31 protein-coding genes and 1 tRNA gene are annotated in these 26,605 nt (G+C 72.9%); 17 read left to right on the forward strand and 15 right to left on the reverse strand.

From position 1 onward, the window contains the following. The 5 genes from ABD993_RS09570 to iolC form a co-directional block, all read right to left on the reverse strand. A partial coding sequence (locus ABD993_RS09570; RefSeq protein ID WP_345414834.1) for an aldehyde dehydrogenase family protein occupies positions 1-887 on the reverse strand: 887 nt, incomplete at its 3' end. Between the two features lie 9 nt (positions 888-896). After that, on the reverse strand, positions 897-2,774 hold the full coding sequence (gene iolD, locus ABD993_RS09575; protein ID WP_345414837.1) for a 3D-(3,5/4)-trihydroxycyclohexane-1,2-dione acylhydrolase (decyclizing): 1,878 nt from the start codon (positions 2,772-2,774) through the stop codon (positions 897-899). Continuing rightward, the gene (gene iolB, locus ABD993_RS09580; RefSeq protein ID WP_345414839.1) at positions 2,774-3,700 is read right to left on the reverse strand and encodes a 5-deoxy-glucuronate isomerase; all 927 of its coding nucleotides are present in this window, start codon (positions 3,698-3,700) and stop codon (positions 2,774-2,776) included. Before iolB ends, iolD begins: the two co-directional genes overlap by 1 nt. Continuing rightward, on the reverse strand, positions 3,697-4,596 hold the full coding sequence (locus ABD993_RS09585; protein ID WP_345414841.1) for a class I fructose-bisphosphate aldolase: 900 nt from the start codon (positions 4,594-4,596) through the stop codon (positions 3,697-3,699). The genes iolB and ABD993_RS09585 overlap by 4 nt, the downstream gene beginning before the upstream one ends. Continuing rightward, entirely contained in the window at positions 4,593-5,558 is a 966-nt protein-coding gene (gene iolC, locus ABD993_RS09590) for a 5-dehydro-2-deoxygluconokinase (protein ID WP_345414843.1), read from the reverse strand. Before iolC ends, ABD993_RS09585 begins: the two co-directional genes overlap by 4 nt. 136 nt (positions 5,559-5,694) lie before the next feature. Here iolC and add point away from each other — a divergent pair, with 136 nt between their 5' ends. Continuing rightward, a complete protein-coding gene (add, locus tag ABD993_RS09595; protein ID WP_345414845.1) occupies positions 5,695-6,666 on the forward strand; it encodes an adenosine deaminase in 972 nt (323 codons plus the stop codon). 93 nt (positions 6,667-6,759) lie between these two features. On the opposite strand, the gene ABD993_RS09600 is transcribed toward add, so the two are convergent. Together ABD993_RS09600 and ABD993_RS09605 are read right to left on the reverse strand one after the other, a co-directional pair. Then, positions 6,760-7,743, reverse strand: a complete 984-nt coding sequence (locus ABD993_RS09600; protein WP_345414847.1) for an ABC transporter substrate-binding protein — start codon at positions 7,741-7,743, stop codon at positions 6,760-6,762. Between the two features lie 47 nt (positions 7,744-7,790). Continuing rightward, the gene (locus ABD993_RS09605; protein ID WP_345414849.1) at positions 7,791-8,225 is read right to left on the reverse strand and encodes a Fur family transcriptional regulator; all 435 of its coding nucleotides are present in this window, start codon (positions 8,223-8,225) and stop codon (positions 7,791-7,793) included. 92 nt (positions 8,226-8,317) lie between these two features. On the opposite strand from ABD993_RS09605, the gene ABD993_RS09610 reads away from it, so the two are divergent. The 5 genes from ABD993_RS09610 (at position 8,318) to ABD993_RS09630 (ending at position 13,272) form a co-directional block, all read left to right on the forward strand. Continuing rightward, complete coding sequence (locus ABD993_RS09610) at positions 8,318-8,821, forward strand: Dps family protein (RefSeq protein WP_345414851.1); 504 nt, start codon at positions 8,318-8,320, stop codon at positions 8,819-8,821. Between the two features lie 117 nt (positions 8,822-8,938). After that, a complete protein-coding gene (locus ABD993_RS09615; RefSeq protein ID WP_425568932.1) occupies positions 8,939-9,313 on the forward strand; it encodes a YciI family protein in 375 nt (124 codons plus the stop codon). Then, positions 9,310-10,485, forward strand: a complete 1,176-nt coding sequence (locus ABD993_RS09620; RefSeq protein WP_345414853.1) for an RNA polymerase sigma factor — start codon at positions 9,310-9,312, stop codon at positions 10,483-10,485. Before ABD993_RS09615 ends, ABD993_RS09620 begins: the two co-directional genes overlap by 4 nt. A gap of 7 nt (positions 10,486-10,492) precedes the next feature. Then, on the forward strand, positions 10,493-11,380 hold the full coding sequence (locus ABD993_RS09625; protein WP_345414855.1) for a COG1361 family protein: 888 nt from the start codon (positions 10,493-10,495) through the stop codon (positions 11,378-11,380). Between the two features lie 227 nt (positions 11,381-11,607). Continuing rightward, positions 11,608-13,272: a hypothetical protein gene (locus tag ABD993_RS09630; RefSeq protein ID WP_345414857.1), complete on the forward strand. Its 1,665-nt coding sequence runs from the start codon at positions 11,608-11,610 to the stop codon at positions 13,270-13,272. Here the strand turns inward: ABD993_RS09630 and ABD993_RS09635 are convergent. Continuing rightward, on the reverse strand, positions 13,211-13,534 hold the full coding sequence (locus ABD993_RS09635) for a hypothetical protein (RefSeq protein ID WP_345414859.1): 324 nt from the start codon (positions 13,532-13,534) through the stop codon (positions 13,211-13,213). The two genes, ABD993_RS09630 and ABD993_RS09635, sit on opposite strands and share 62 nt — an antisense overlap. Here ABD993_RS09635 and ABD993_RS09640 point away from each other — a divergent pair. The 4 genes from ABD993_RS09640 to ABD993_RS09655 all read left to right on the forward strand — a co-directional run bounded on the left by ABD993_RS09640 (position 13,533) and on the right by ABD993_RS09655 (position 16,577). After that, the gene (locus tag ABD993_RS09640; RefSeq protein ID WP_425568933.1) at positions 13,533-14,276 is read left to right on the forward strand and encodes a class I SAM-dependent methyltransferase; all 744 of its coding nucleotides are present in this window, start codon (positions 13,533-13,535) and stop codon (positions 14,274-14,276) included. The two genes, ABD993_RS09635 and ABD993_RS09640, sit on opposite strands and share 2 nt — an antisense overlap. Before the next feature lie 66 nt (positions 14,277-14,342). Then, complete coding sequence (locus ABD993_RS09645) at positions 14,343-15,032, forward strand: class I SAM-dependent methyltransferase (protein WP_345414863.1); 690 nt, start codon at positions 14,343-14,345, stop codon at positions 15,030-15,032. After that, a complete protein-coding gene (locus ABD993_RS09650; protein WP_345414865.1) occupies positions 15,029-15,529 on the forward strand; it encodes an arsinothricin resistance N-acetyltransferase ArsN1 family B in 501 nt (166 codons plus the stop codon). Before ABD993_RS09645 ends, ABD993_RS09650 begins: the two co-directional genes overlap by 4 nt. A 10-nt stretch (positions 15,530-15,539) precedes the next feature. Next, positions 15,540-16,577, forward strand: coding sequence for a DNA cytosine methyltransferase (locus ABD993_RS09655; protein WP_345414867.1), 1,038 nt, complete (start codon positions 15,540-15,542; stop codon positions 16,575-16,577). Here ABD993_RS09655 and ABD993_RS09660 read toward each other — a convergent pair. After that, a complete protein-coding gene (locus tag ABD993_RS09660) occupies positions 16,539-16,907 on the reverse strand; it encodes an HTH domain-containing protein (RefSeq protein WP_345414869.1) in 369 nt (122 codons plus the stop codon). The genes ABD993_RS09655 and ABD993_RS09660 overlap by 39 nt on opposite strands. 54 nt (positions 16,908-16,961) lie before the next feature. Between ABD993_RS09660 and ABD993_RS09665 the strand changes: the two genes are divergently transcribed. Beyond that, complete coding sequence (locus ABD993_RS09665) at positions 16,962-17,303, forward strand: DUF4440 domain-containing protein (protein ID WP_345414871.1); 342 nt, start codon at positions 16,962-16,964, stop codon at positions 17,301-17,303. Here the strand turns inward: ABD993_RS09665 and ABD993_RS09670 are convergent. Beyond that, on the reverse strand, positions 17,290-17,454 hold the full coding sequence (locus ABD993_RS09670; protein ID WP_345414873.1) for a hypothetical protein: 165 nt from the start codon (positions 17,452-17,454) through the stop codon (positions 17,290-17,292). The two genes, ABD993_RS09665 and ABD993_RS09670, sit on opposite strands and share 14 nt — an antisense overlap. A 307-nt stretch (positions 17,455-17,761) precedes the next feature. Between ABD993_RS09670 and ABD993_RS09675 the strand changes: the two genes are divergently transcribed. Continuing rightward, entirely contained in the window at positions 17,762-17,884 is a 123-nt protein-coding gene (locus ABD993_RS09675) for a hypothetical protein (RefSeq protein WP_345414875.1), read from the forward strand. On the opposite strand, the gene ABD993_RS09680 is transcribed toward ABD993_RS09675, so the two are convergent. Continuing rightward, positions 17,854-18,849, reverse strand: coding sequence for an SDR family NAD(P)-dependent oxidoreductase (locus ABD993_RS09680; protein ID WP_345414877.1), 996 nt, complete (start codon positions 18,847-18,849; stop codon positions 17,854-17,856). The two genes, ABD993_RS09675 and ABD993_RS09680, sit on opposite strands and share 31 nt — an antisense overlap. A gap of 102 nt (positions 18,850-18,951) precedes the next feature. Between ABD993_RS09680 and ABD993_RS09685 the strand changes: the two genes are divergently transcribed. After that, on the forward strand, positions 18,952-19,794 hold the full coding sequence (locus ABD993_RS09685) for a helix-turn-helix transcriptional regulator (protein WP_345414879.1): 843 nt from the start codon (positions 18,952-18,954) through the stop codon (positions 19,792-19,794). 6 nt (positions 19,795-19,800) lie between these two features. On the opposite strand, the gene ABD993_RS09690 is transcribed toward ABD993_RS09685, so the two are convergent. Together ABD993_RS09690 and ABD993_RS09695 are read right to left on the reverse strand one after the other, a co-directional pair. Then, complete coding sequence (locus ABD993_RS09690) at positions 19,801-20,019, reverse strand: hypothetical protein (RefSeq protein WP_345414881.1); 219 nt, start codon at positions 20,017-20,019, stop codon at positions 19,801-19,803. A gap of 117 nt (positions 20,020-20,136) precedes the next feature. Then, positions 20,137-20,832, reverse strand: coding sequence for an alpha/beta fold hydrolase (locus tag ABD993_RS09695; protein WP_345414883.1), 696 nt, complete (start codon positions 20,830-20,832; stop codon positions 20,137-20,139). A gap of 95 nt (positions 20,833-20,927) precedes the next feature. Here ABD993_RS09695 and ABD993_RS09700 point away from each other — a divergent pair, with 95 nt between their 5' ends. After that, on the forward strand, positions 20,928-21,389 hold the full coding sequence (locus ABD993_RS09700; protein WP_345414885.1) for a hypothetical protein: 462 nt from the start codon (positions 20,928-20,930) through the stop codon (positions 21,387-21,389). A gap of 24 nt (positions 21,390-21,413) precedes the next feature. Here ABD993_RS09700 and ABD993_RS09705 read toward each other — a convergent pair whose 3' ends face one another. Beyond that, positions 21,414-22,505, reverse strand: coding sequence for a LacI family DNA-binding transcriptional regulator (locus tag ABD993_RS09705; RefSeq protein ID WP_345414887.1), 1,092 nt, complete (start codon positions 22,503-22,505; stop codon positions 21,414-21,416). Between the two features lie 134 nt (positions 22,506-22,639). Here ABD993_RS09705 and ABD993_RS09710 point away from each other — a divergent pair, with 134 nt between their 5' ends. The 3 genes from ABD993_RS09710 to ABD993_RS09720 are packed head-to-tail and all read left to right on the forward strand — an operon-like array spanning position 22,640 to position 25,409. Next, entirely contained in the window at positions 22,640-23,671 is a 1,032-nt protein-coding gene (locus tag ABD993_RS09710; protein ID WP_345414889.1) for a Gfo/Idh/MocA family oxidoreductase, read from the forward strand. Next, a complete protein-coding gene (locus ABD993_RS09715) occupies positions 23,668-24,471 on the forward strand; it encodes a TIM barrel protein (protein WP_345414891.1) in 804 nt (267 codons plus the stop codon). The genes ABD993_RS09710 and ABD993_RS09715 overlap by 4 nt, the downstream gene beginning before the upstream one ends. A gap of 17 nt (positions 24,472-24,488) precedes the next feature. Then, positions 24,489-25,409, forward strand: coding sequence for a TIM barrel protein (locus ABD993_RS09720; RefSeq protein WP_345414893.1), 921 nt, complete (start codon positions 24,489-24,491; stop codon positions 25,407-25,409). A gap of 1,111 nt (positions 25,410-26,520) precedes the next feature. Here the strand turns inward: ABD993_RS09720 and ABD993_RS09725 are convergent. Next, positions 26,521-26,596, reverse strand: a tRNA-Lys gene (locus tag ABD993_RS09725). Positions 26,597-26,605 lie beyond the last annotated feature (9 nt).

The following is a 26,605-nucleotide window of genomic DNA, read 5'->3' on the forward strand; positions in this document are numbered from 1 at the left end:
TCCGCGATGTCGCCCACCGCCACCAGCGCCGAGATCGCCATGCACCGCTCACCCGCCGAACCGAACCCCGCGTTGATCGCCTGGTCCGCGGCCAGGTCCAGGTCGGCGTCGGGCAGGACGACCATGTGGTTCTTCGCCCCACCCAGCGCCTGCACCCGCTTGCCGTGCGCCGTGCCCGTCTCGTAGACGTACCGGGCGATCGGGGTCGACCCCACGAAGCTGATGCTCTTCACATCGGGCGAGGTCAGCAACGCGTCGACAGCGACCTTGTCCCCGTTGAGCACGTTGAACACACCGTCGGGCAAACCCGCCTCGCGCCACAGCTCCGCGATCCACAACGCCGCCGTCGGGACCTTCTCCGACGGCTTGAGCACCACCGTGTTGCCCGCCGCGATCGCGACAGGGAAGAACCACATCGGCACCATCGCCGGGAAGTTGAACGGCGAGATGATCCCCACGACCCCCAGCGGCTGCCGGATCGACGCCACGTCCACGCCCGTCGAGGCGTTCTCCGTGGCCGAGCCCTTCAGCAGATGCGGTGCGCCACAGGCGAACTCCACCACCTCCTGACCGCGCGCCACCTCACCCGCGGCGTCCGAGAGGACCTTGCCGTGCTCGGCGGTGATGATCGCCGCCAGCTCCGACGCGCGCTCGTCGAGCAGCTGGCGGAAGGTGAACAGGATCCGGGTCCGCTTGGCCAGCGAGGTGTCCCGCCACCCCGGGAACGCCGCCTTCGCCGCCGCGATCACGTCCGCGGCCTCCTCCGCCGACGCCAGCGGCAGCGACGCCGTGACCTCACCCGTCGCCGGGTTGGTCACGTCGGAGAACCGGCCCGACTTCCCGTCGACCTTCTGCCCGTTCGCCCAGTGGTACAGCGTGTTCGTCATTGCATCTCCTCAGGAACCGGGCCGCAGGAACGACTTCTGGGTCGCCTTGTGCTCGTCGTAGGTCTTGCGCGCGCGCTGGGTCGACTCGAGCTCCGAGACCGCGCTGACCGGGACGTCCCACCAGGACGCCGAGTCCGGAGCGCCGATCAGGGGATCGGTCTCCACGTAGATCACCGTGCTGTCCGGGGCGGCCTTGGCCTCGGCGATCGCCGCCGCGAAGTCCGACGGCGTCGTGGTCCGGATCACCCGCAGGCCGAAGCTCTCCGCGTTGGCGGCCAGGTCCAGCGGCAGCACGTCGCCGTCGAGCCGTCCGGAGTCGGTGCGGTAGCGGTACCTCGTGCCGAACCGCTGGGAACCGAGCGACTCCGACAGCGACCCGATGGACGCGAAGCCGTGGTTCTGCACCAGCACCGTGATGACCTTGATGCCCTCCTGCACCGCCGTGGCGAGCTCGGTGGCCATCATCAGGTACGAGCCGTCGCCGACCATGACGAACACGTCCCGGTCGGGGCAGGCCAGCCGGACGCCGAGGCCGCCCGCGACCTCGTAGCCCATGCAGGAGTAGCCGTACTCCACGTGGTAGCCCTTGGCGTCCCGTGTCTGCCAGAGTTTGTGCAGGTCACCGGGCATGGAGCCGGCGGCGCACACGACGACGTCGCGCGGGTCGCTCAGCTCGTTGACCATCCCGATGACCGCGTTCTGGGTGAGCTCCCTGGGCTCGTAGGCGGCCCGGACGGTGGCCGCCCAGATCCGGTCGAGCTCGGTGTACTCCGCCACGTACTCGGGGGCGACCGACCACCCGTCGAGCAGCGGCAGGAGGGCCTCCAGGGTCTCCCGCGCGTCGGCCAGGACCGAGGCGCCGGAGTGCTTGACGACATCGATCGGCGCCACGTTGACGTTGACGAACCGCACGTCCGGGTTCTGGAACGCGGTGCGGCTGGCCGTGGTGAAGTCCGAGTAGCGCGTGCCGATGCCGATGACGACGTCCGCGTCCCGCGCGATCGCGTTGGCGGCGGTGCTGCCGGTGGACCCGATGGCGCCCAGGCACTGCGGGTGGTCGAACACGAGCGTGCCCTTGCCCGCCTGGCTCTGGCCCACGGGGATGCCGGTGGCCTCGCACAGCGCCGCGAGGGCATCGGTCGCGCCGGAGTAGTGGACGCCGCCGCCTGCGACGATGACCGGGCGTCGGGCACCCTTGATCAGCTCCGCCGCGCGGGCCAGGGCCGCCTTCTCCGGCAGCGGCCGGGCGACGTGCCAGACCCGCTTCGCGAAGAGCTCCACCGGCCAGTCGTGCGCCTCGGCCTGCACGTCCTGCGGGAAGCAGACGGTCACGGCCCCGGTCTCGGCCGGGTCGGTGAGCACCCGCATCGCGGACAGCAGCGCGGCGGGCAGCTGCTCGGGCCGCCACACGCGGTCGAAGTACTTCGACACCGGACGGAAGCAGTCGTTGACCGTGAGGTCGCCGGCGAAGGGCTGCTCCAGCTCCTGCAGCAGCGGGGACGCCGAGCGGTCGGCGAAGGTGTCCGCCGGGAGCAACAACACCGGGATGCGGTTGATCGTGGCGAGCGCCGCGCCGGTGACCATGTTCGTCGCGCCGGGACCCACGGACGTCGAGATCGCCCAGGTCTGCAGGCGGTCCCTCATCCGGGCGTACGCGACGGCGGTGTGCACCATGGCCTGCTCGTTGCGGCCGAGGACGTACGGCAGCGCGCCGGGTTCATTCAGCTCGGCCTGCAACAGCGCCTGACCCAGGCCGGCCACGTTGCCGTGGCCGAAGATGCCGAAGCACCCCTGGAACAGCTTCTGCTCGACACCGTCCCGCTCGCTGTACTGCGCGGCGAGGAACCTCACCGTGGCCTGCGCGACGGTGAGCCGCACGGTGTCCATCACTGGCCTCCTTCGAGGGTCGTTCCGCGGTCGCTGCTCTCCGCCAGCCGGGGGTCGACGGCCTGCGAGGCCCACGTGTCGCGGATCCAGGCCTGGTCGGGGTGGTCGCTGATCAGCCAGGCGCGCTCCTCGCCGGGGCCTGCCATGACGTTCAGGTAGTACATGTCGTGTCCCGGTGCCGCGGCGCACGGGCCGTGCCAGCCCCACGGGATCAGCACGGTGTCGCGGTCGTGGACCTCGACCATGATGTCGATCTCGTGGCCCGGGGAGCTCGACGTCCGGTGGAAGCCCAGGCCGGGCTGCCCGGCCGGGCCCGGGGCGATCTCGAAGTAGTAGATCTCCTCGAGCTCGGACTCGTGCGGGCCCGCCTCGTCGTGTTTGTGGGCGGGATAGCTCGACCAGTTGCCACCCGGGGTGATCACCTCGCAGGCGATGATCGAGCCCGCCTCGAAGGAGCCGACGGTGCCGAAGTTGCGCACCTCGCGGCTCGCCTGGCCCGCTCCGCGCAGCTCGACGGGCACCTCGTGGCGGGGCCCGTAGCGGAAGGGCAGCTCCACGGTGGTCTGCGCGCCGCACAGGGCGAAGCGGCCACCCGCCTGCGAGTACACCGTGACGGTGGAGCCGATGGGCAGGTAGGAGATGTCCGTGGGGCCCTCGAACACCGAGCCGCGCCCGAGCAGGACGTGGGTCTCGGTGCCCAGGCTGACGTGCGCGGAGCCGTTCAGCGGCACCACGAACATCTCCTCGGTGCCGGTCTCGACCACGCGGGAGGCGCCCGGGGCCAGGTTCAGGATCCGCAGGCTCGAGTGGGTCCACCCGGCGGACTTCGGGGTCACCTCGAGCTCGTACCCGTCCGCGCCGCCGGTGCCCGCGGGGATGTGGAGGTCGTCGCTCCGTGCCGATGATTCGCGCGCGAGCGTGCTCATGCCGCCGCCGCCTTCTCCGGCCGCACGAGCGAGACGGCGGTGTCGACGGCCGCGGCGACGTCGCCGTCCTCGGGGTAGAGCAGCGCCCGCCCGACGATCAGGCCGCGCACCGACGGCAGCTCCAGCGCCGCCTTCCACGAGGCGTAGGTCTCCTCGGGCGCACCCGTCGGGTCGCCGCCGAGCAGCAGCGTGGGCAGGGTCGTGGCCTCCATGACCCGCTCCATGCCGTCCACCACGGGCAGCTTCATCCAGGTGTAGGCGCTGGAGGCACCCAGGCCCTGGGCGATGTGCACGGACTTGATCACGGCCTCGGTGGAGAGGTCGTTGACGATCCGCCCGTCCACCCGTCGGGACATGAAGGGCTCGACCATGGCGACGATCCCGGCCCGGTTGGCCTCGGTGACCACCTGCGCGCAGGTCTCCAGGGTGGAGACGGTCGCGTGGTCGTCGAGGTCGATGCGGGTGAGCATCTTGATCGCCTCGAAGCCCGCCTCGGCGGTACCCGCGACGTCGTAGCCGGTGAGCCGGTCGTCCATCTCGAAGACCGAGCCCTGCAGGCCGCCGCGGTTCATCGAGGAGACGACGACCTTGTCCTCCAGCGCGCCGAGCAGCAGCAGGTCCTCGAGGATGTCCGAGGTGCCCAGCACGCCATCGACCCCGGGCCTGGCCAGCGCGGCGACCAGCCGGTCCAGCAGCTCGGGGCGGCTGGCCATCGCGTCGGCGCGGCCGCGGGCCGACAGCGCGCCGCGGGCCGGGTGGTCGGCGGCGACGATCATCAGCCTGCCGTCGGACGGGACGAACGGGCGACGCCTGCGCGTGGCCAGGAGCTCGACGATCCGTTGCGGCTCGTGGAAGCGGATGTCCCGGAGCTCGTCGTAGTCCTTCGCGAAACTCACGCGGTCACCTTCTCGTCGGGGTCCCCGCCCGCCAGCAGGATGTCGATCTCGTCGGCGGTGGGCATCGCGGTGGAGCACTCCAGGCGGGAGGCGACGATCGCGCCTGCGGCGTTCGCCCTGGCCAGCACCTTCTCCAGGGGCCAGCCCCGGAGCAGGCCATGGGCGAGCGAGCCGCCGAAGCTGTCCCCGGCACCGAGGCCGTTGTACGGGGTGATCGGGATCGGTGGGGACACCAGGCGCTCGGTGCGGCTCTTGGCCAGCACGCCCTCGGGGCCCTGCTTGACGATCGCGAGCTCCACCCCGGCGGCGAGCAGCGCATCGGCCGCCCGCTCCGGGTCGGTCTCGCCGACGGCGACCTCGCACTCCTCGCGGTTGCCCACCGCGACCGTGACCTGCCCGAGGATCTTCTGGACCTGCTCGGTCGCGGCGGCCGGGGTCTCCCAGAACATCGGGCGGTAGTCGAGGTCCAGCACGGTCGGGCGGCCGTCGCGGGCGGCGAGCACGTCGTGGTGGGTGGTGCGGCTCGGCTCCTCCGACAGGCCGGTGACCGAGAGCCACAGGAGCCTGGTCTCCCGGACCACGTCGAGGTCGACGTCCGCCGTCCTGACCTGCAGGTCGGGGGCGGTGGGCTTGCGGTAGAAGTACAGCGGGAAGTCGTCCGGGGGGAAGATCTCGCAGAACGTGACCGGGGTGGCGTACTCGTGGTTCGTGACCACGAGCGCGTCGCTCACGCCCAGCCGGACCAGCTCCCGACGGACGTACCGGCCGAAGGGGTCGTCGCCCACGCCGGTGATGATCGCCGCCCGGCTGCCCAGGCGCGCGGCCGCCACGGCGACGTTGGCGGTGGTGCCACCGAGGAACTTGCCGAACGTCTCGACGTCCTCGAGCCCCACCCCGACCTGCAGTGGGTAGATGTCCACCCCCGCGCGACCGAAGGTCACCACGTCCACTGCAGCGCTCATGCCGGTCCTCTCGACTCCCTCGTCCGTTCCCGGGCTCGAAGGTACGAGCGGACACAGTCGCCGTCAATACTTTGTCCTCACATACTTACCTGAACCCTTCGGGCGGTCGGTACCCGAGGAGTGGTTCAGTGACGGCGTGGAGTCCCTGATCGCCGCACTGCCCAAGGCCGAGCTGCACGTCCACCTGGAGGGCTCGCTGTCGCCGGCACTGCTGTTCGCGTTGGCGCGCAAACACGGGCACACGGGGGTGCCGGACTCCGTCGAGGCGGTGGAGCGCTGGTACGAGTTCCGGGACTTCCCGCACTTCATCGAGATCTACCGGACCGCGGGCGAGGTGCTCGTCGACGAGGAGGACTTCGCGGCGCTCGCCGAGGACGTCGTCCGGACGCTGGCGGCACAGAACGTCCGCTACGCCGAGCTGTCACTGAGCCTGTCCGACCACCTGGTGCGCGGGATCGCGCCGGAGGTGGTGTTCGCGGGCGTCGAGGCCGGGCGGGCGCGGGTGCCGGGGATCGAGGTCCGCTGGATCCCGGACTTCGCCGGCGACCGGGGCGCCGACCTGGGGGAACGCACGCTGGACGCGGTGCTGGAGCACGGGCCGTCGAGCGTGGTGGGCTTCGGGGTGGGCGGGATCGAGGTCGACCGCGAACCGTTCGCCGCGGTGTTCGGGCGAGCGCGGGCGGCGGGGCTGCACAGCGTCCCGCACGCCGGGGAGAACCAGGGGCCGGGGCGGGTGTGGTCGGCGCTGCGCGCGCTGGGGGCGGAACGGATCGGCCACGGCATCGACTCCCTGCAGGATCCCGCCCTGATGGCGGAGCTGCGGGACCGTCGGATCCCGGTGGACGTCTCGCCGACGTCCAACGTCCGCACCCGCGCGGTCGCCGCGATCGGCGAGCACCCACTCCCCGTCATGCTCGACGCGGGGCTGCTCGTGACGCTCAACAGCGACGACCCGACGATGTTCGGCACCACCCTGACCGACGAGTACCGCGCCGCGGCGGGCCTGGGGGTCGACGTGGTGACGCTGGCGCGCCACGGCTTCGAGGCGAGCTTCGCCTCCCCGGAGCTGAAGGCCGAGGCACTCGCGGAGATCGACGAGCTGACCTGAACGCACGTTTCGTGCTCTCGAGGCGCGTCCCGCCGCACTGAGCGCACGGAGACGGCGATACGGCCGCGACGAGAGCACGAAACGTGCAGCAGCTCAGTCCTTCGCGGCCGCGACCGCGCCCGCGAGCTGCGGGACGAGGTGCTCGATCGCGTAGGGGACGGAGAGGACGGAGTTGTAGGTCATGGCGCCCCGGGTGTCGAGGTCCGGGACCACCATGCGGCCCTGCGCGACCACGGGGACCTGGCGGAGGACCGGGTCGGCGTCGACGGCCGCCCGGGCGGCGGGCTGGTCGGCGAGCATCACGAGGACGTCGCCGTCGAGGATGCCGACCTGCTCGGGCGAGACGTCGATGAAGAAGCTCGTCCCCGTGTCCAGCGCCGTGACCGCCGCCGGCAGCTCGAAGCCGAGGTCCGCCATGACCTGGCCGCGGCCGTCGCCGGGGGTGAAGGCGCCGTACTTGCCGTCGTACGGCAGGACGACCGTGCCGGTGCGGCCCTCGAACGCGGGGTTCGCCGCCTTCGCGTCGGCGTACGCGGTGTTCGCCGTCGCGATCAGCGCCTCGCCCTCGGCACCCTTGCCCAGGACCTGGGCGATCGTGCGGGTCTGGACGTCTCGCGGCACGGCGTAGGCCACGGTGCCCGCGGGCCGCGCGACGGTCGGGGCGATCGCGGCCAGCTTGTCGTAGACGGTCTGGTCGAAGCCCGCGCTGATGCCGAGGATGAGGTCGGGGCGCAGACTCGCGATCTGCTCGAGGTCCGGCTGCGCGGACGTCAGCACGACCGGCGGCGTGCCCTGCACCAGCGGCCGCGCCCACGGCCCCAGGCCACCGGTCGAGGCGTAGAAGGCGAAACCGGTCAGGGCGACCGGGGTGCTCCCGAGCGCCAGCACGGCGTCGGCGTCGGTCACCCCGAGGGTGACGATCCGGGTCGGGGCGGCGGACACCGTCGTGGAACCGAAGGCGTGCGTGACCGTGACCGGGTACGCACCCCCGGCGGCCGGCGTGGGCGTCCCACCGGACGAGCACGCGGTCAACAGGGCGGCGAGGGCCACCAACGGGGCCAGGAGTCGACGCGACACCGCCGAAGGTTAGGCGAGGCTGACCTCACTACGGAAGAGTGGATCGGTCACGATCCGGCGGCACACTCCGCGCAGGTGCCCCACCACACGACCTCCGCCTCGTCCGGCACGAAACCGGCCGGGCTCGGCATGTCCAGACAGGGGGCCGAGCCGACGGAGCACGGGACGTCCAGCACCGCGCCGCAGGAGCGGCAGATGGCGTGGTGGTGGTTGTCCCCGAGCTGGAGCTCGAACAGCGTGGCCGAGCCCGCGGGCTCGATGCTCCGGACCAGGCCGACGCGGCCCAGGTCCTCCAGCACGTTGTAGAGGCCCTGGCGGGAGAGCTCCGAGACCGCACCCGGGCCGGACGCGAGTCTGCCGACCTCCGCGGCCACCTCGGCCGCGGTGACGTGCGGGTGCTCGGCCAACGCGTGAAGCACCGCGCGGCGGTGCGGGGTGCTGCGCAGGCCCTTCTCGCGGAGGAGGGCGGTCAGGTCGCTCATGGAGGTGAGGCTACCCCTACAGATTGGATACCGTCACTAAGTTGACCGAGATCATAGTTTGACTGTGTCAAATCTAAGGGTATAACTGACTCATGACCACGACGGAGAACCACACCGCCACCAGCGCCCCGACCACCTTCCGGGGCACCGTCGCCACCCCCGAGCTCGAGAAGAACCTCCAGAAGGTGCTCGTCGACCTCGTCGCCCTGCACATCGAGGGCAAGCAGTTCCACTGGAACGTCCTCGGTGCGAACTTCCGCGACCTGCACCTGCAGCTGGACGAGATCGTCCACGCCGCGCGGGAGCACAGCGACACCATCGCCGAGCGCATGCGCGCGCTGTACGCCGTGCCGGACGGCAGCGTCCGCACCGTCGCCGCCACCACGACGCTGCCGCAGCAGCCGACCGGTGAGCTGTCGACCACCGAGGCCGTCAACGCGATGACCGACCTGCTCCACCGCGCCGCGGGCACCGCGCGCGCCGTGCACGACGCCGTGGACGCCGAGGACCCGAGCACCGCGGACCTGCTGCACGCGGTGATCGTCGACCTGGAGAAGCAGGCCTGGATGCTCTCGGCCGAGAACCGCCGCGCCTGAGCGCACTCCCCACCGACGCGCCTCGACGGCCCCCGCTCCGGCGGGGGCCGTCGGCGCGTCCCGGACTCTTCTCCTCGCCGCGGCTGTCGATTCCGGGTAGAGCTCCTCGTGTAGTCGGTGTCCGAACACCAGTCCACGGAGGTCGTCATGGCGAAGTACCTGCTCAGCGTCTACCAGCCCGAGGGCACGCCGCCCGCGCCCGAGGAGCTGGACGCGATCATGAAGAACGTCGCCGCGTTCGAGGAGGACGCGAAGGCCGCCGGGGTGTGGGTGTTCTCCGGCGGGTTGGACGCGCAGAGCACCGCGACCGTCGTCCGCAGGTCCGGGGACGAGGTGCTGCTGACCGACGGGCCGTTCGCCGAGGCCAAGGAGTACCTCGGCGGCCTGACGATCATCGACGCCGCCGACCTCGACGAGGCCCTGCACTGGGGTCGTCGGGCAGCCGAGGCGACCACGCTGCCCATCGAGGTCCGGCCCTTCCACTGGGCATGACCGAGGTCGACCGGGTCTTCCGCGAGGAGTACGGCCGGGCCGTGTCCGTGCTCGTCCGTCTCCTCGGCGACATCGACCTCGCCGAGGAGATGGTCGCGGAGGCGTTCGTCGAGGCCGTGCGGCGCTGGCCGCCGGTGCCGCCGAGCCCCGCGGGCTGGATCATCACGACCGCCCGCCACAAGGCGGTCGACCGGCACCGCCGGGAGTCCACCCGAGACGCCCGCCAGGCCGAGGCCGCCCTCCTCGCCGAGCCCTCCGTCACCGAGGAGGTGGGCCCGGTGCGCGACGACCGGCTCCGACTGATCTTCACCTGCTGCCACCCGGCGCTGAACCGGGCCGCACAGGTCGCGCTGACCCTGCGGCTGCTCGGTGGGCTGACCACGCCCGAGATCGCCCGCGCCTTCCTCGTGCCGGAGGCCACGATGGCGCAGCGGATCGTGCGGGCGAAGGGCAAGATCCGCGCCGCGCGCATCCCCTACCGCGTCCCGCACGAGGCCGACCTCCCGGAGCGTCTGCGCTCGGTGCTCGCGGTCGTCTACCTGGTCTTCAACCAGGGGCAGGAGCGACCGGACCTGGCCGCCGAGGCCATCCGGCTGGGCCGCCAGCTGCTCGAGCTGATGCCCGACGAGCCCGAGGCACGGGGGCTGCTCGCACTCATGCTGCTCACCGAGGCCCGCCGTGCGGCGCGCACGGACGGCGGGCTGGTCCCGTTGGACCGGCAGGACCGCTCGCGCTGGGACGCCGAGCTGATCACCGAGGGGCACGACCTCGTGCGGCAGTGCCTGCGGCGCGCGCAGCCCGGGCCGTACCAGGTCCAGGCCGCGATCCAGGCGGTCCACACCGACGGGGCCGCCACGGACTGGGTGCAGGTCCTCGCCCTCTACGACCAGCTCCTCGTCCTGAACCCCACGCCGGTGGTCGCGCTCAACCGGGCGGTCGCGCTGGCGGAGGTGGAGGGGCCAGCGGTCGCGCTCACCGTCGTCGAGGGGCTGGAGCTGCCGGACTACGCGCCACTGCACGCCGTCCGGGCGGACCTGCTGCGCCGGCTCGGGCGTTCCGCCGAGGCGGCCGACGCCTACGGCCGGGCCGCGGCGCTGACGGTGAACGCGGACGAGCGGGGGTTCCTGGAGGCACGACGGGCGTCGGTAACGTCCGGTTCGGGCGGTCCGTGACCCCTCCATGATCTTCGGGAGACGCGGGCCGACGCTCGCGGTGGACATCCGCACCGACCGGGACGCGTACCGGCCCGGCGAGATCGTGCGGGCCACGGTCCGCCTCACCCCGAGCGCCGACCTGGAGTCGCCCGAGGTGTCCGTCGCGCTGCTGCACGCCGACACCGCGGAGGGCTGGTCGGACTCGTGGGCGGTCGACGGGCGGTTCGTCGTCGAGGAGGAGTCGATGCGCGGCGGCGTGACCGTCGAGCACGTGGTCGAGCTGCGGGTGCCGGAGCGGGCGACGCCGGGGCTGGAGGAGACCGGCGAGCCGCTCGTGGACGATCCCGAGGACTTCCGCCACGACCTGGACGCCGCCGACCTCTGGGGCGCGCCGAGCAGCACGGGCAGGCGGGTGCGGTCGACCTGGGCCGTGCAGGTCGTCGGGCGCGGGACCGGGAAGCCGGTGGACGAGCGACGCCCGGTCACCGTGCTCGCCCTGCCCGCCCGCGGCCGTCCCGGGACCCGGTCGCGCGGGCCCGCGGACGTCGCGGTCACGATCCCGGACGGCTCCGTCGCGCCGGGCGCCACCGTCTCCGGCCGCCTGCGGGTCACCCCGGAGCGCGAGCTGGCCGTCCGTAGCCTGCGGGTCGACCTGCTGCTCGTCGAGCGCCTCGACGATCGCGTGCTGACCGCGGACCGTGTGGTGTCCGTGCCCCTCGCCGCCGCGGAGACCCTGCCCGCGCGCGTGCCCCGGGACCTGCCGTTCGCCCTCACCGTGCCGCCGGACGCCGCCCCCACCGCCCTGGCCGACGGCGCGAGCATCCGCTGGGAGCTGCACGGCGTGGTCGACCTGGCCCGTCGCGAGGACGCCGTCGGGGTGCACGAGCTCGTCGTCCACTCCGCGGGGCTGTGAACGACCTTAAGGTTGCCTCCGTGACCGGATCGTGTCCGACCCGTCCTCCGCGAGCGCCTGACCAGGGCTGATCGGAGCAAGGCGGACAAACCTGACGACTAACGCGTTCGGCCGAACGGGGGTGTGAGGTGCGGATCATTCGGCCGTGACCGGAAACGGAGCGTGCCTGTTCCGCGATCACACGACGACCCGGCGAACACCGGTGTCGATCGACTGTGAGGGAATCCATGTCAGACCGTGCCACGCCCGCGGGCGGCGGCCGGGGCGCGGCGGTGGCGCCCCGATCGCACGTCCCGCTCCCCCGGGCCTGCGCCGATCCGCTGCCCGACGTCCGCACCGGCCCCCTCAGGGCCGTCGCACCGGAACCACCGACCCGGCCCGTCCGGCGCGTCGTCGCCGTGCTGGAGCGGCCCGCCGAGACCCCCTCGCGCAGCGAGACGACCGGGAGGCACCGGCGCCGCGCCCCCCGCACGGGTCGCTGGGAGCTCGTCGTGGCCGGTGTGGTGCTGGCCGGTCTCAGCTGGATGGTGATGACCTGGCCGTTCCGCGGCGACCAGGCGATCTTCTCGCTGATCGGGCGGCAGGTCGTCGGCGGCCAGACGCTCTACGTCGACCTCTGGGACGTCAAACAGCCGGGGATCTTCCTCTGGTACGGCCTGTTCGGGTTCGACGAGCTCGGGATGCGCGCGCTGGACGTCGCGATGGCGTTCGCGTTCGGCGCGGTGGTCTGGGGGCTGCTGCGCAGGCGGACCGGGTCGGCGCGGCTGCGCAGGCTGCTGCCGTTCCTGGCCACCGGTGTCCTGCTGCTCGCGGCGGGTCCCGGGGACTTCGGTCAGCTGGAGATGCTCTGCCTGGTGCCCGCGGTGGGCGCGTTCGCGCTGGTCGCCGCCGATCCCGACCGGGTCCCCGGACTCCGCCGGATCGCGCTGGCGGGGCTGTGCGTGGGCGTCGTCGGGGTGTTCAAGCTGCTGCTCGCCGGCGTCGTCGGCGTCGCGCTGCTCGTCCACCTCGGGTTCACGCTGCGCAGGCACCGGATCGCCGCCGGCGTGGTCCTCACGGCCGCGTCGTTCGTGCCCGTGCTCGCGGTGCTGGGCTGGCTGGCCACCCAGGGCGCGCTGCGCGAGACGCTGCACGTCTGGATCGTCGAGGCGGCCCGGATGGGCGCCGCACCCGGATCCCGCTCGGTCTCGCGGATCGCGGAGGGCCTCGGCCGGTACGTCGCCTGGATGTTCCCGGTGGTCGCGCTCGCCGGGTGGCGGGCCGCGGGCGCATGGCGCCGCCGAGACGCCCTCGACCTGGCGATGATCGCGTTCGTGGTGGCGGACGTCGTCGCCATCGCCACCCAGTTCGCCTGGTGGTACCAGTGGTACTTCGCCTCGGCGCCGCTGGTCGTGCTGGCCCTGCGCGCGCTCGGGTCGGTGCGGTGGCGGCCGCGGACGGCCGCCGTCGTGGGGGTCCTGTGCCTGCCGATGCTCGCCCACGCGGGCAGCTGGGTCCTGCCCACCCTGCTCGACGGCGGCGGGCTCACCGCCGCGAGCCGCGAGCGGATCGACGAGCGCGTGGCGGACTACGACACCCTCCGCACCGAGATCGCCGCCGCGGGCCTCCGCCCCGGTGACAGCCTCTACGTCCTCGGCGACCCGCTCTACAACCGGCTCTCCGGCACCCCGCTGACCGTGCGTTTCGACGGCTGGACCTACGACCTCATGTCGGACGACCAGTGGTCCGAGGTGGCCGCCGAGGTCGCCACCACCCGGCCGTCGGTCGTCCTGGTCGACGCCGGCGCCGCGGAGTGGGTGGCGGACCGCGGCCGGGCCGTGGGCGCGGAGCTCAGCCGGGACTACCTGCCGTACCGGACGAGCGAGCAGGGGACCTGGTACCGACTGCGCTGAGCTGGTCGACGACCGGCGCCGCCCCGCGCCGGTTGTCGATCTCCAGGTGCGGGACGGGCGGCGGCTCGTCGGGGCGCATCCGCGCGGTGAACGGCCCGGAGAGCGGCACCGGAGAGCCGTGCCCGCTGATCTCCCGGGCCGGCGCGGTCAGGCCCGCGTACTCGTGGGCCTTGACGTGCGCGTCGTACCAGGGTCCCTCGCGCTGCCCCGGCGCCCCCGCCACGACCCACACCACCGCGCCCGTGCCGCCATTCTCGGGCATGATCGCGCCGGTGAGCCGCATCGAGCCGGTCGGGGTCCCGCGGGCCTTCGACGACCACGCCCCCAGCTACGACAGCCTCGTCGGTCGCAACCCCGGCTACCACGAGCACCTGCGGCTCTCGGCGGAACGGCTCCGGCTCCGTCCGTCCACGCCGTCGGCTTCGCCGACCGCCGCCCCCCGGCGGTTGCTGGACCTGGGCTGCGGGACCGGGGCCTCCACCGCCGCGCTGCTCGCCGCGCACCCGGACGCCGAGATCACCGCCGTCGACGGGTCGGCGGAGATGCTGGCGGTCGCGCGGAGCAAGGAGTGGCCGCCGTCGGTGCGGTTCGTGCACTCCCGGCTCGAGGAGCTGGCGGAGCAGGGCCCGTTCGACGGGATCCTGGCCGCGTACCTCGTCCGGAACCTGGCCGACCGGGACGCCGGGCTGAAGGTGATGCACGACCTGCTCGCGCCGGGGGCCCCGCTGGCCGTGCACGAGTACTCGGTGGCGGACAGCGCCCGCGCCAGGGCGACCTGGACCGCGGTGAGCTGGGCGATCATCATCCCGATGGGCAAGCGCGCCACCGGCAGCGCGGATCTCTACCGCTACCTCTGGCGCAGCGTCCTGTCCTTCGACGGCGCCACGGCCCTGGCGGACCGGATGCGCGCCGCCGGGTTCGCCGACGTCTCGGTCGAGCCGATGACCGGCTGGCAGCGCGGGATCGTCCACACCTTCCTCGGCAGGCGTGTCGATCCGGGGTGAGCCGACCGTCCGGGGCTCCAGCGGCGGCGCTGAAGCCCTACCTGTGAGCAGCGCAGAATACGATTCGTGAGCGACGAGATCTTCTGGCAGGCCCATTCCGGGCTCCCCCGCGAGGCGCCCGGGTCCGAGGAGACGACCGCCCTGCTCCTGCGGTTGGCCGGGGGTAGCCCGCGCCGGATCCTCGACCTGGGTTGTGGGACCGGGGCGTCGGCGCTCCCGCTGGCCCGGCTCACCGGCGCCGAGGTCACCGGCGTCGACCTGCACCAGCCCTTCCTCGACGAGCTGGCGGGCACCGGGATCCGCACCCTGCGCGCCTCGATGGAGGAACTCCCGCTGCCCGACGCCGCGTTCGACCTGGTCTGGGCCGAGGGCTCGGCCTACCTCATCGGGTTCGACCGGGCGCTGCGGCTCTGGCGGCGGTTGCTCGCCCCCGGCGGGACGCTGGTGCTCACCGAGGCGGAGTGGCTCACCGACTCCCCGGCCGCGGAGGCGACGGAGTTCTGGGCCGCGTACCCCGGCATGCGGACGACGGCGGCGCACGTCGCCGCGGCCGTCGCCGCCGGGTGGACCGTCGCGGCCACCTACCTCCTGCCCGACTCCGACTGGGCGGCCTACTACGGGCCGTTGAGCGCCCGGCTGGCCGCCCTCCGCGCGCAGGGCCACGACACCACCGACGTCGGGTACGAGATCGAGGTCCGCCAGCGGTTCGGCGCGGACTACGGCTACACCGGCTACGTCCTGCGGCCCCGCGCATGATCCGGCCCGCCACCCCCGCGGACGCCGCGGCCGTCGCGGCGATCTACGCCCCGTTCGTCCGGGACACGACGGTCTCCTTCGAGACCGAGCCGCCGGACACCGCGGAGACGGCGCGCCGCATCGAGCACGCCCTCTCGTGGCTGGTCGCCGAGGTCGACGGCGTGGTCCGCGGCTACGCCTACGCGGGCCCGCACCGCAGCCGGGCGGCGTACCGGTGGAGCGTCGACGTGAGCGTCTACGTCGACCTGCCTCGGAGCGGGCTCGGCCGGGCCCTCTACGAGCGACTGTTCGCCGAGCTGACCGAGCGCGGGTACGCCCAGGCGTTCGCCGGGATCACCCTGCCGAACGAGCCGTCGATCGGCCTGCACCGCGCACTCGGGTTCGAGCCCGTCGGGGTCTACCGGAACGTCGGGTACAAGCTCGGGGCCTGGCGGGACGTGAGCTGGTGGCAGCGGGAACTGCGTGGCGCCACGCCCGATCCCGGCGAGGCCGGCTAGCCTGACCGGTGTGCCCACGCTGATCGACCTCTTCGCCGGATGCGGCGGGATGACCAGCGGGTTCGTCCGGCACGGGTTCACGCCGGTGCTCGCCGTCGAGCACGACCTGCACGCCGCGGCGACGTATGCGGCGAACTTCGGCGAGTCCCACATGCACTGGGGCGACGTCGCCGAGGTCACCGACATCCCGCAGGCGGACGTGATCATCGGCGGGCCGCCCTGCCAGGGCTTCTCGAACCTCGGCAGCAAGTCGGTCGACGATCCCCGCAACCAGCTGTGGAAGCAGTACCTGCGGTTCGTGCAGGAGGCTCGGCCGCAGGTGTTCGTGATCGAGAACGTGGACCGCTTCCGCAGCAGCCCCGAGTTCGCGCTGCTGCTGGACGAGGCGGACGGCGGCATGATCGCCGACTACACCCTCACCCACGCCCACCTGCTCGCCGCGGACTACGGCGTGCCCCAGCGGCGCACCCGCACGATCGTCATCGGATCCCGGGTCGGCGCCGTCGAGCATCCGGCGCCCACGCACGACCGGACGACGTGGCGCACCGTCCGCGACACCATCGCCGCGCTCCCCGACCGGCCCTCCACCACCGAGCTCCCCGCCGCGCGGACGCGGTTCCTCGGACAGGAGATCCCCGGCGTCTTCAAGTGGCTGGACCTCCACTTCGGACGCAACCCCACGCCGTTGTCGCTGCGCCGCTACGCGAGCATCCCGCCCGGCGGCGGCCGCTTCGACCTGCCGGACGAGCTGCTCCCCCGGTGCTGGCGGGAGAAGCCGACCGGCACCACGGACGTCATGGGCAGGCTGTGGTGGGACCGGCCCTCGCTGACCGTCCGCACCGAGTTCTTCAAGCCGGAGAAGGGCCGCTACCTGCACCCGGAGCACGACCGCGTGATCACCCACCTCGAGGCGGCGCTGCTGCAGGAGTTCCCGGAGACCTTCGCGTGGTGCGGCTCGAAGACGAACATCGCCAAGCAGATCGGCAACGCCGTGCCCGTCGGGCTGGCGTCAGCGATCGCCGGACAGGTCCTGGATCGCCTCCGCTAACGTCCGCATCGCCGCGGCGGCGCTGTCGCTGACCGTGGGGCCGAGCGTGGCGAGGCTGGCCAGCAGGGCCGCGACCTCGGGGAAGTCCAGCGTCACCGTGACCGAGCCCGCCGCGCGGAGCGACACCCCGCCGTGCCTGCCCTGCCGCGTCTCGATCGGCACCCCGGAGAGCCGCAGCCGCTCGACGTCCCGCGCCGCCGTCCTCGTCGACACCCCGAGCTCGCGGGCCAGCTCGGCGATCTCCACCCGACGGCCCCTGGCCGCGTGCAGCCGCTCGACGAGACGCTGGTGGCGTTCCACCCGCCGCAGCGCGAGATGACCCGGGTCCATCGGATCAGTGAACACGACACGGGCGTGTCCTGTTCAGCTCCTAGCGTCGCCGTCATGACCGTTTCCGAGTTCTTCGCCGACTACGCCGAGGCCCTCCTCGCCCGCGACGCCGCGGCGATCGCCCGCATGTACGCCGTGCCCGCGCTGATCGTGTTCCCGGGGCGGTCGATCCCGGTCACCGACGAGGCCGAGACCGAAGCCTTCTTCGCCTCGAACTGGGACCAGTACGAGGGGGTCGACGAGGCGTCGCCGCAGGTCGATGTGCTCGCCGAGTCGGCGGCGAGCGTGTGGGCGGACGTCACCTGGTCCTACGGCGGCAGCCCGCGCGAGCGGTTCTGCTACCAGCTCGTGCCCGCGGCGGACGGGTACCGGATCGCCGTCCTCACGCCGCTCTAGAGAGGTCGGCCAGGGCGTAGTCCAGCAGCTCGCGGCCGTGGTCGGAGGCGACCACCACGTCGTCGGCGGTGATCCGGATCCCGTGCAGGGACTTCGTGCGGAGAACGTCGCCGTCGGCGCGGTGGTGGGGGAAGATGCCGGAGTAGGACACCCCGAGCGCCTCCAGGTGGTCGGCCAGGAGCGCGGTGCCCGGCGAGACCAGCGGTCGTGGAGTACATCCCGGCGAGGCCCTGTCCCAGGAAACCGTGCCCAGCATCCTGTTCTCCGGCGCGAGCAAGCCTCGCGCTGACCGGCGCGTACGTCCTCGCCTGCGAGCTGGCGACGCGCGACCGCCGCACCGCGTTCGCGCGCTACGAGCGGATCATGCGGCCCTACGTCGACAAGGCCCGGAAGCTGCCGCCGGGCGCCCCGCGCATCGCCAACCCGCGCAGCCGTGCCGGGGCGGCCGTCAGGACGCGGTGCTGCGGATCGCCGCGGCGGCCGCGGCGCGGACGGGCGGGCTGGTGGGAAGGCTGTTCTCCCCGCCCGCCGAGGCGATCGACCTGCCGACCTACCCCGTCGGGTCCGCAGCCCCGCGGTGACCTCCGACGGCACCCGGGTCGGCGCCGCCGGGGCGGGGCCGGAGTCCCGCACCGTCCAGCAGCTCGGCGGTCGCCTCCCACAGGCGGCGCTCGCGGGCGCGGTCGTGCGCGATCGGCTGGACCTCGGTCATCGTGGACTTCACCACGAACGCCCCGTCGCGCAGGTGCGCCCACTCGTCGTCGAGGGCCACCGCCGCCAGCAGCGGCCCCGACCGGCGCGGGGTCGAGACGCCCGGCACGCGGTCGAGGGCGCGGCTGATCGCCTGGACCGCCGCGGGGGCTCCGCGGCCCAGCGCGGTGCCGGGCATCCACCCCGGTTCGAAGACCGACACCGCGATCCCGTCGCCGACGCGGCGCTGCAGCTCGTGGGCGTAGTACAGGATCGCCAGCTTGGCGTTCGAGTAGGCGATGCCGGAGGCGGTCATGCCCCCGTCGACGGCCGCCGGGCGGGCGAGCTCGACGGGATCGGCCCACTCGGCCGCGGGCACGTGCAGCAGCCGCCGCCAGACGTTGGCGTGGTAGGTGTTCGAGCCGAGCAGCACGACCCGGGCGGGATGGGTGAGGGAACCGCGCAGGTCCCCGATGAGCTGGGCGTGGGCGAGGAAGTTCACGGCGAACGTCGTCTCGTAGCCGTCGGCCGAGGCCCGTCGCGTGTCCGAGGACATCACGCCGGCATTGGCGACGAGCGCGCGGAGCGGCCGCACGGTCCCGGCGGCGAGCAGGTCCCGCGCGGTGGTCGCGGCGGCCCGGACGTCGGCCAGGCGCGACAGGTCGCAGCCGATCTCGTGGACGCGGGCACCGCGCGCCCGGGCCTCGTCCGCGACCGCGGTCAGGTCCGCGCCGGCGCGCCCGACGAGGAGGAGATCGGGGCGCCGCGCGGCGGGGCGGTCGGCCATCGCCAGCACGGTGTGTCGGCCCAGGTTGCGGGTCGGGCCGGTGAGGAGAACGGTTCCGGGATCGGTCATGGCCCCAGGCTGCGGGACCGGCCGTGCCGGAGGCAGTCGTCCCGTTGTCGTAGGACCACCGGGGCCAGGACAACGGGTGCGGGCCCGCGCAGACTCGTGGGCGTGGAGACGTGGGAGTTCGGCCGGACGGTGCGCCGGTGGCGGGACCGGGTGGCGCCCGAGGCCGTCGGTGTGCCGGTGGGCCGCCGACGACGGGCCGCCGGGCTCCGCCGCGAGGAGCTCGCCGGGCTCGCCGGGATCTCGGCCGACTACCTGACCCGCTTGGAGCAGGGGCGTGCGACGACGCCGTCGGCGCAGGTGGTGGAGTCGCTGGCCCGGGCTCTGCGGCTGTCCGACCCCGATCGCGACCTGCTCTTCCGGCTGGCCGGGCACGCGGCGCCCGGACCGGACGTCGTGCCGTCGCGGATCCCTCCGAGCGTGCAGCGGCTGCTCGACCGGCTCTCGCACACACCGGTCGTCGTGTACGACGCGAGCTGGACCCTCGTACTGGCCAACGCCCCCTACGACGCGCTGATGGGCGAGACCACGAGCCTGCGCGGCCTGGACCGCAACGCCGTCTGGCGCAACGTCACCCGGATGCCGTCGCGGGTCGTCCACACCGAGCGCGAGCAGGCCGAGCACGAGGCCCGGCTCGTCGCCGACCTGCGCACGACGGCGTCGCGCTACCCCGCGGACCGTGCGCTCCGACGCCTGATCTCCGCGCTGGCCGCGGGCAGCCCGCGGTTCACCGAGCTGTGGGACGCCGACGCCCCGCCCGCGGCCGACGCCTCCCGACGCAAGACCGTCGACCACCCCGCGGTCGGCCCCATCACCCTCGACTGCGACACGCTGTTCGTCGTCCTGGACGACCTGCGCGTCACCGTCTACACGGCCGAGCCCGGCACCGAGGACGCGGACCGGCTGGCCCTCGCCGTCGTCCTGGGCACCCAGACGGTCCCGTCCTGACCACGTTCACCGGCGACGGGCGCGCCGGGCGGTGCCCACCCCGGCCAGGTGCAACGCGGCGAGCAACAGCCCGGCCAGCATGAACGCGGTGGTGTCGAGCGGGCCGAGGGACAGCTGCGCCAGGTGCAGGATCAGCGCGACGGCGAACAGGACGGCGGCGGCGATGGCGGTGATGACGACCTCCGAAGGGGGAACGGGAGGCGCAGTCTGACCACTTGGGGGCACACACCGGACACGACTGAGCACGCGTCGGGGAACCGCGGCGCAACCGTGACCTGATCACCCCGCGGCGACGCTCCCGCCCGCCCCCTCGGCCGTCGCCGCCGACGATCGGGCCGCCCGTCAGCCCACGGCGGCGAGCGCGGTGCGGATCAGGTCCGCGACCTCCTTCGGGTGCGACAGCATGACCAGGTGGGAGGAGTCGATCTCGGTCACCGTGGCGCCTGCCCGCTCGTAGCCGAACCGCTCGACGTCCGGGTTGATCGTCGTGTCCGACGACGCGACCACACCCCAGCTGGGCTTCGACTTCCACGCCGCGACCGGCGCGGCCTCACCGAAAGCGGCGTAGGCGAGGGGCCGCTGCCCCACGGCGAGGACCGCGGCCAGCGCGGGGTCGACGTCCGCGGCGAAGATCGACGGGAACTTCTCGATGTCCACAGTGATGTCGACGCCGCCCGGGTACGGGGTCTGCACCAGGGCGGTCGCGAGCGGCGAGTCGGGGAAGCGGCCCTGCAGCTCGGCGAGGCTCTCCCCCTCCTCGAGGACGTACCCGGCCAGGTAGACCAGCCCGACCACGTTGTCCTCGGCGCCCGCGAGGGTGATCACCGCGCCGCCGTACGAGTGCCCGACCAGCAGGACGGGCCCGTCGATCGCCCGGACGACCGAGGCGATGTACTCCGCGTCCCCCAGCAGGCTGCGGTTGGGCACCGCGGGCACCCGCACCGTCACCCCCGACGACAACAGCTCGGTGACGACGGGGGCGAAGCTCGCGGCGTCGGCGAACGCGCCGTGGACGAGGACGACGGTGGGCTGGGGCATGACTGCTCCTTCTGCTGGTGTCCCGGATGACTCGCCCGCCGCACCCGTGGCGATTCGGTCCGATGAGTCGGCGGCGTCACGGCGGTCTCCAGAACATGACCACCGACGACCGCAGCCCCGCCCTCGCCGCCCTCGACGTCCTGGTGGGCGAGTGGACGGTACGACCGACGGCGCCGCCCGCGTGGGGCGTCGGCGACCCGGACTCCCTGCAGGGCACCGTCACGTTCGAGTGGGCACTCGGCGGCGCGTACCTGCTGGCCCGCTCGAACGCGCCCGACCCGATCCCCGACAGCATCGCCGTCATCGCACCGGACGGCGACGGCTACCTCCAGCACTACTTCGACTCCCGCGGCGTCACCCGACTCCTCCGGATGACCCTCGCCGACGGCAGGTGGACCCTGCTGCGCACCGAGCCCGACTTCAGCCCCCTCGACTTCGCCCAGCGCTTCCTCGGCGAGATCGCTTCCGACGCCTCGACCATCGACGGCCGCTGGGAGCAGTCCCACGACGGTGGACGGACGTGGGAGCTCGACTTCGCGATCACCTACCGCCGCTGACCCGATGGTGGGCCCCAGGACGGTTCATCCCAGCGGGCCCGGAAGAGGGAGTGGGCCCGCGTCGCACGCCGGATGGGGACCGGCCGGACGCCGCAGCCCCGGCCGGGGCGGCGCAGTGGTGCTGCGGACCACGAGGTGGGGCGCGATGACCTGTTCGCGTTCGTCGGGTGCGGGGTGGCCGTCGAGCCGAGCGATGACGCGGGAGACTGCGAGGGCCGTGATCCGCTCGGCGTCCTGGGCGACGGTCGTGAGGGCGACGTGGGAGAGGCGCGCGAGGCTGCTGTCGTCGAAGCCGACCACGGACATCTCACCAGGCACCGACACACCTTCGCGACGCAGGACGTCGAGGACCCCGGTCGCGCACCGGTCGTTGAACACCGTGACGGCTGTGGGCCGTGGTGATGCCGCGAGGAGTCGGCGGGCGGCTGCGGCTCCGTCGTCCTCGGTGAGGCCTCCGGGCAGGATCAGCGCGTCGTCGAGGCCGTGGCGGTCGAGCGCCTCCCGATAGCCGCGTCGGCGCTCGGCGGCGCCGGGAGCGCGTCCGCCGTCGATGTGCGCGATCCGGGAGTGGCCGAGTTCGGCGAGGTGGTCGACGGCGAGCTGGATGCCCGCGGCGTCGTCGGTACGCACGACGTCCACAACGCGGCTGCGCACGGGGCGGGCCACGACGAGGACGGGCATCCGGTCGGCGAGATTCGCCAGCTCGGTAGTCGGCAGGGTAGGGCCGAGGAGGATGAGCGCCTCGCATCGGTCCTGCAGCAGGCTCGCCACAGCGCGCTCCTCGTTGCGGCCGGGAGTGACCGCGCTGAGCGCGAGCTCGTAGCCTGCTGCGTCGGCGGCGGAGTAGAGGCCGCTGACGAGATCGCCGTGAAAGGGGTGCTGCACCCCGAACACGACCCCGATGAGCTGCGTCCGGCTGCTGCGCAGCATCCGTGCGCGGCTGTCCGGGCGGTAGCCCAGCTCGTCCGCGGCCTTCTTGACCCGTTCCCGGGTCGCATCGCTCGCGCCGGGCACGTCCCGCATGACGATCGACACCAGCGGCACGGACACTCCCGCCCGGGCCGCCACATCGGCGAGCGTCGCGCGCCGGGGACGGGTCGGGGGCTCCTGCGTCATGCGGCGAGTCTAGCCAAGAACGCCTAGAACGTTATAGGTCGAAGCCGTTGACGCGCTGCGGCCGCCTGCCACATACTCCCCGCTATAACGTTCTAGCTCGTACTCGTGGGCATGCAACTCGAGGAAGGTCTGAGATGAGCCGGGTCAACAGTGGTTCGCCGGTCGGTGTCGCCCTGATCGGATCGGGCCGCATGGGCGCCTATCACGGCGAAACGCTTGCTCGGCGACTCCCAGGTGCCCGTCTGGTCGCCGTGGTCGATCCCGCTCCCGGCACCGCCGACACGCTCGCCACCGAGTGGGACGCGCCCGCCGCCTACACCGATGCGGCCCGGGCGTTCGCCGACCCGGCCGTCGACGCCGTCGTCATCGCCGCGCCGGCCCGCTTCCACGCCGAGCTGATCGTCGGTGCCGCGCGGAGCGGGAAGGCCGTGTTCTGCGAGAAGCCTGCCGGGCTGGAGCCGGCTGACCTGGATCGGGCCATCGACGCGGTGCGCGCAGCCGACGTCGTCCTCCAGGTCGGGTTCAACCGGCGCTTCGTCCCGGACTGGGCCGCCGCCCGCGGGCTGCTGGATCAGGGCGTCGTCGGCACGCCGCGACTGCTGCGTTCGGTCACCCGCGACCCGGGCGGTTTCGATCCCGCCCGCGTGCCCGCGGACACGATCTTCAACGAGACGCTGATCCACGACTTCGACACCCTGCGGTTCCTCAACCCCGGCGCCGAGGCGGTGGAGGTCCACGCCACCGCGGACGCACTCGTCGAACCCGCGTGGAAGGATCGCGGCCTGCTCGACACCGCCGTGGTGACCGTGAAGTTCGATAACGGGGCCATCGGGGTCGCCGAGGCCTGCTTCCAGGCCGCCTACGGCTACGACGTCCGCGGCGAGGTCTTCGGCTCCGCCGGTATGGCCACGATGGGCGACGGCCGGGCCACCGGCATGGTCTTCTCCGGCGCCACCGGCCGCGCGATCGACACCGCCCGCAGCGACCAGCAACTCCTCGCCGGCGCCTACATCGCCGAGCTGGCGGCGTTCATCGACGCGGTGCGCACCGGCGCTCCGGCTCCAGTCGGTGGCGAGGACGCCCGGGCCGCGCTCGCGATCGCGAAGGCCGCGGCCCGCTCGGTCCGGGAGAACCGCCCGATCACCATTGCCGAGGTCGCAAAGTGAGCACGATCGACACCGGCAGCACCTATCGGCTCGCCGTCTCCGCGGAGATGGTGTTCGTCGACCTGCCCTTCCTCGACCGCGTCCGGCGGATCTCCGAGCTGGGCTACGAGGTCGAGATCTGGGACTGGACACGGAAGGACGTCGCCGCGCTCAGCGCCGCCGGAGCGACGTACTCCTCCATGACCGGCTACGTCTCCGGCACCCTGGCCGACCCCGACGGAGCCGAGGAGCTGCTGCGCACCGCCGAGGAGTCCCTCGAGATCGCCGAGCAGCTCGACTGCCCGCGGCTGAACCTGCACGGCACCGGGCTCGACGGCAGGGGCCTGCCCGTCGCCCCCTCGCAGTTCGTCACTCCGACGATGTGGCTCACCGCCGCCAAGACACTCACCAGGCTGGCCGAGCTGGGCGAGCGTGCCGGCCGAGTGTTCACCCTCGAGAACCTCAACACCGCGGTCGATCACCCCGGCACGCCGTTCGCTACCGCGGCGGACACGATCGCCCTGGTCGACGCCGTCGACAACCCGCACATGCGCCTCAACCTCGACCTCTACCACGCCCAGATCGGCGAGGGGAACCTCGTGCAGCTCGTCGAACGCGCGCTGCCCCTGATCGGCGAGATCCAGGTCGCCGACGTCCCCGGGCGCTGCGAGCCCGGTACGGGCGAGATCCATTACCCCGCTGTCGCCGCCGCGCTCGATCGGCTCGGCTACGACGGCGTCGTCGGCCTCGAAGGCTGGGCCTCCGCCGAGCCCGGGCAGGCCCTCGACCGCTTCCGCTCCGCGTTCACCATCGACCGCTGAGGACCCCAGGGATGCACGTGAGCACCAACCCGCCACTGCTGAATCTCCACCTCGGCACGGCACCCGACTCCTGGGGCGTCTGGTTCCCGGACGACCCCGCGCAGATCCCGTGGCACCGGTTCCTCGACGAGGCCGCCGCAGCCGGCTACAGCGCCGTGGAACTCGGCCCCTGGGGCTACCTGCCGACCCACGCGGAGCGCCTGCGCGACGAACTCGGCAGCCGCGGCCTCACCCTCACCGGCGCCACCGCCGGGACGGCGCTCCACCGCGGAGCAGACGCGCTCGGCGACGCGCTGGACGAATGCCGCCGCATCGCGGCGCTCCTCGTCGAGATGGACGCCCCCTACCTGGTCACCCTTCCCGCCATGTACTCCGACCTCTACACCGGCGAGCTGCTCGAACCCGCTGAGCTCACCGCCGAGCAGTGGACGCTGCTCGGGCAGGGACACTCCGAACTCGGCCGCGTCCTGCTCGACGAGTCCGGGGTCAAGCAGATGTTCCACCCGCACGCGGACACCCACGTCGACACCGAGGATCGAGTCGACCGCTTCATCGAGGTGACCGACCCCACCACCGTGTGGCTCTGCCTCGACACCGGCCACATCGCCTACGCAGGCGGCGACAACCGCGCCATCGTCGCCAAGCACTCCGCGCGGATCGGCTACGTCCACCTCAAGTCGATCGACCCCGTCGTCCTCAAGCGGGTGCGGGAGGAGAACCTGCCCTTCGCCCAAGCCGTCCAGGCCGGAGCGATGGTCGAACCCGACCTCGGCGAGCCCAGCATGCCCGAGCTGCTCCGAGACCTCGACGCGCTCAGCGTTCCCCTCACCGCGATCGTCGAGCACGACCTCTACCCGGTGGCCGTCGACGTCCCGCTCCCGATCGCGACTCGAACGTGCGCGTACTACGCGGCTCAAGGCCTCCACCCCGGACGCTGATCGCTACGCGCCGTCATCCGCGCAATCCGCACAACTCACGCGGCGACGTAGGGCGCGAGCCGCGGTGCCGAGAGGTGTCGCTGTAGCGCTGCCGGGGGCAGTCTCGGACTCGAGACTGTGCGTTGTCCTCCGTACGACGGTGGACGAAGACCCCGGAGCGATCCCTGGCCGCCTCCACGGCGAGCTACATCACCGGGGTTATTGCTTTGTCCGGGCGAGTACTCGGACACCTCTGCCCGGCAGGACCGACACCCGCCCCACTCGGCCAGGAGTGTGATGGCGCGTTGGGCCGTCCCGACCGAGACGTCGTGCGCCCGAGCCAGCTCCTTGTCCGACGACAGCCACTCCGTCCAGGTTCCGGTCTCGACCTGCCTTCGAAGCTCGACGGCGAGTACCTCGTAAGGGTGGCAGGCCACGACGCACGAGCAGGTTCGTCGCCGCGCGTTGGTCCGATTCCGCGACCCGGGCGGTGCAGACCCGGCGCGTCGTCGTGCCGCCTCCACCATGGCCCAAGCGCCCCGCCACGGCATCAGGTGCGACGAGACGTCCGGCGCAAGCGAGAACACGAACGCGTCGGTGCCCAGAACGACCTGGGGCACCTCCGCCCGCCCGGCACACGTCTCGTGGTGCGCGCGAAGGAGCTGCACGGTCTCGTCGTCCAACGCCAGCCGTCGCTGCTGATGCGTCGTGGTCGTCATCCCCCAGGCCCGGCCGTCTCACTGAGCGATGCTGCGAGCGACCGTGATCGTCCCTCGGTCCAGGTCGAGATCTCGCCGGCGCAGCCCGCAGCTGGTTCACCGTCGCCCCAGTCCGTGGGCGCCGACGCTCGTCGACCTGGTTGAGCAGCCGGGTCCACGCTGCCTCAGCGGCCTGTCGTGGCACCGGCAGGGACGATCTCGACGAGCGCGTGCCGCCTACCGGTCACGGGGTCGGCGCCGGCGTGCACGCGCACCCGGAGCGCGCCACTGGGCAGCGGGTCGATGCTCCCCCGCGTACGTCTGCACGCCCCGGCACGTGGCATGACCAGCGGCGTAGCGCCCTGTGGTGTCACAACTCGTGTCACGACCAAGGCAATCGGGTGCCGAGCGGCCAGACAATCGCTGCTCGGAAGTGGTGGGCCCCCAGGGGATCGAACCCTGAACCCGCGGATTAAAAGTCCGCTGCTCTGCCGATTGAGCTAGAGGCCCGGACCTCTG

The organism is Pseudonocardia xishanensis, assembly GCF_039541715.1.
GTDB classification, from domain to species: Bacteria; Actinomycetota; Actinomycetes; order Mycobacteriales; family Pseudonocardiaceae; genus Pseudonocardia; species Pseudonocardia xishanensis.

Excerpts from the sequence above, each read along its gene's own strand:
- iolD (WP_345414837.1), bottom strand. The coding sequence starts at position 2,774 with ATGGACACCGTGCGGCTCACCGTCGCGCAGGCCACGGTGAGGTTCCTC.
- iolB (WP_345414839.1), bottom strand. The coding sequence starts at position 3,700 with ATGAGCACGCTCGCGCGCGAATCATCGGCACGGAGCGACGACCTCCAC.
- iolC (WP_345414843.1), bottom strand. The coding sequence starts at position 5,558 with ATGAGCGCTGCAGTGGACGTGGTGACCTTCGGTCGCGCGGGGGTGGAC.
- ABD993_RS09605 (WP_345414849.1), bottom strand. The coding sequence starts at position 8,225 with ATGAGCGACCTGACCGCCCTCCTCCGCGAGAAGGGCCTGCGCAGCACC.
- ABD993_RS09610 (WP_345414851.1), top strand. The coding sequence starts at position 8,318 with ATGACCACGACGGAGAACCACACCGCCACCAGCGCCCCGACCACCTTC.
- ABD993_RS09620 (WP_345414853.1), top strand. The coding sequence starts at position 9,310 with ATGACCGAGGTCGACCGGGTCTTCCGCGAGGAGTACGGCCGGGCCGTG.
- ABD993_RS09625 (WP_345414855.1), top strand. The coding sequence starts at position 10,493 with ATGATCTTCGGGAGACGCGGGCCGACGCTCGCGGTGGACATCCGCACC.
- ABD993_RS09630 (WP_345414857.1), top strand. The coding sequence starts at position 11,608 with ATGTCAGACCGTGCCACGCCCGCGGGCGGCGGCCGGGGCGCGGCGGTG.
- ABD993_RS09640 (WP_425568933.1), top strand. The coding sequence starts at position 13,533 with ATGATCGCGCCGGTGAGCCGCATCGAGCCGGTCGGGGTCCCGCGGGCC.
- ABD993_RS09635 (WP_345414859.1), bottom strand. The coding sequence starts at position 13,534 with ATGCCCGAGAATGGCGGCACGGGCGCGGTGGTGTGGGTCGTGGCGGGG.
- ABD993_RS09650 (WP_345414865.1), top strand. The coding sequence starts at position 15,029 with ATGATCCGGCCCGCCACCCCCGCGGACGCCGCGGCCGTCGCGGCGATC.
- ABD993_RS09660 (WP_345414869.1), bottom strand. The coding sequence starts at position 16,907 with ATGGACCCGGGTCATCTCGCGCTGCGGCGGGTGGAACGCCACCAGCGT.
- ABD993_RS09665 (WP_345414871.1), top strand. The coding sequence starts at position 16,962 with ATGACCGTTTCCGAGTTCTTCGCCGACTACGCCGAGGCCCTCCTCGCC.
- ABD993_RS09680 (WP_345414877.1), bottom strand. The coding sequence starts at position 18,849 with ATGACCGATCCCGGAACCGTTCTCCTCACCGGCCCGACCCGCAACCTG.
- ABD993_RS09695 (WP_345414883.1), bottom strand. The coding sequence starts at position 20,832 with ATGCCCCAGCCCACCGTCGTCCTCGTCCACGGCGCGTTCGCCGACGCC.
- ABD993_RS09700 (WP_345414885.1), top strand. The coding sequence starts at position 20,928 with ATGACCACCGACGACCGCAGCCCCGCCCTCGCCGCCCTCGACGTCCTG.
- ABD993_RS09705 (WP_345414887.1), bottom strand. The coding sequence starts at position 22,505 with ATGACGCAGGAGCCCCCGACCCGTCCCCGGCGCGCGACGCTCGCCGAT.
- ABD993_RS09710 (WP_345414889.1), top strand. The coding sequence starts at position 22,640 with ATGAGCCGGGTCAACAGTGGTTCGCCGGTCGGTGTCGCCCTGATCGGA.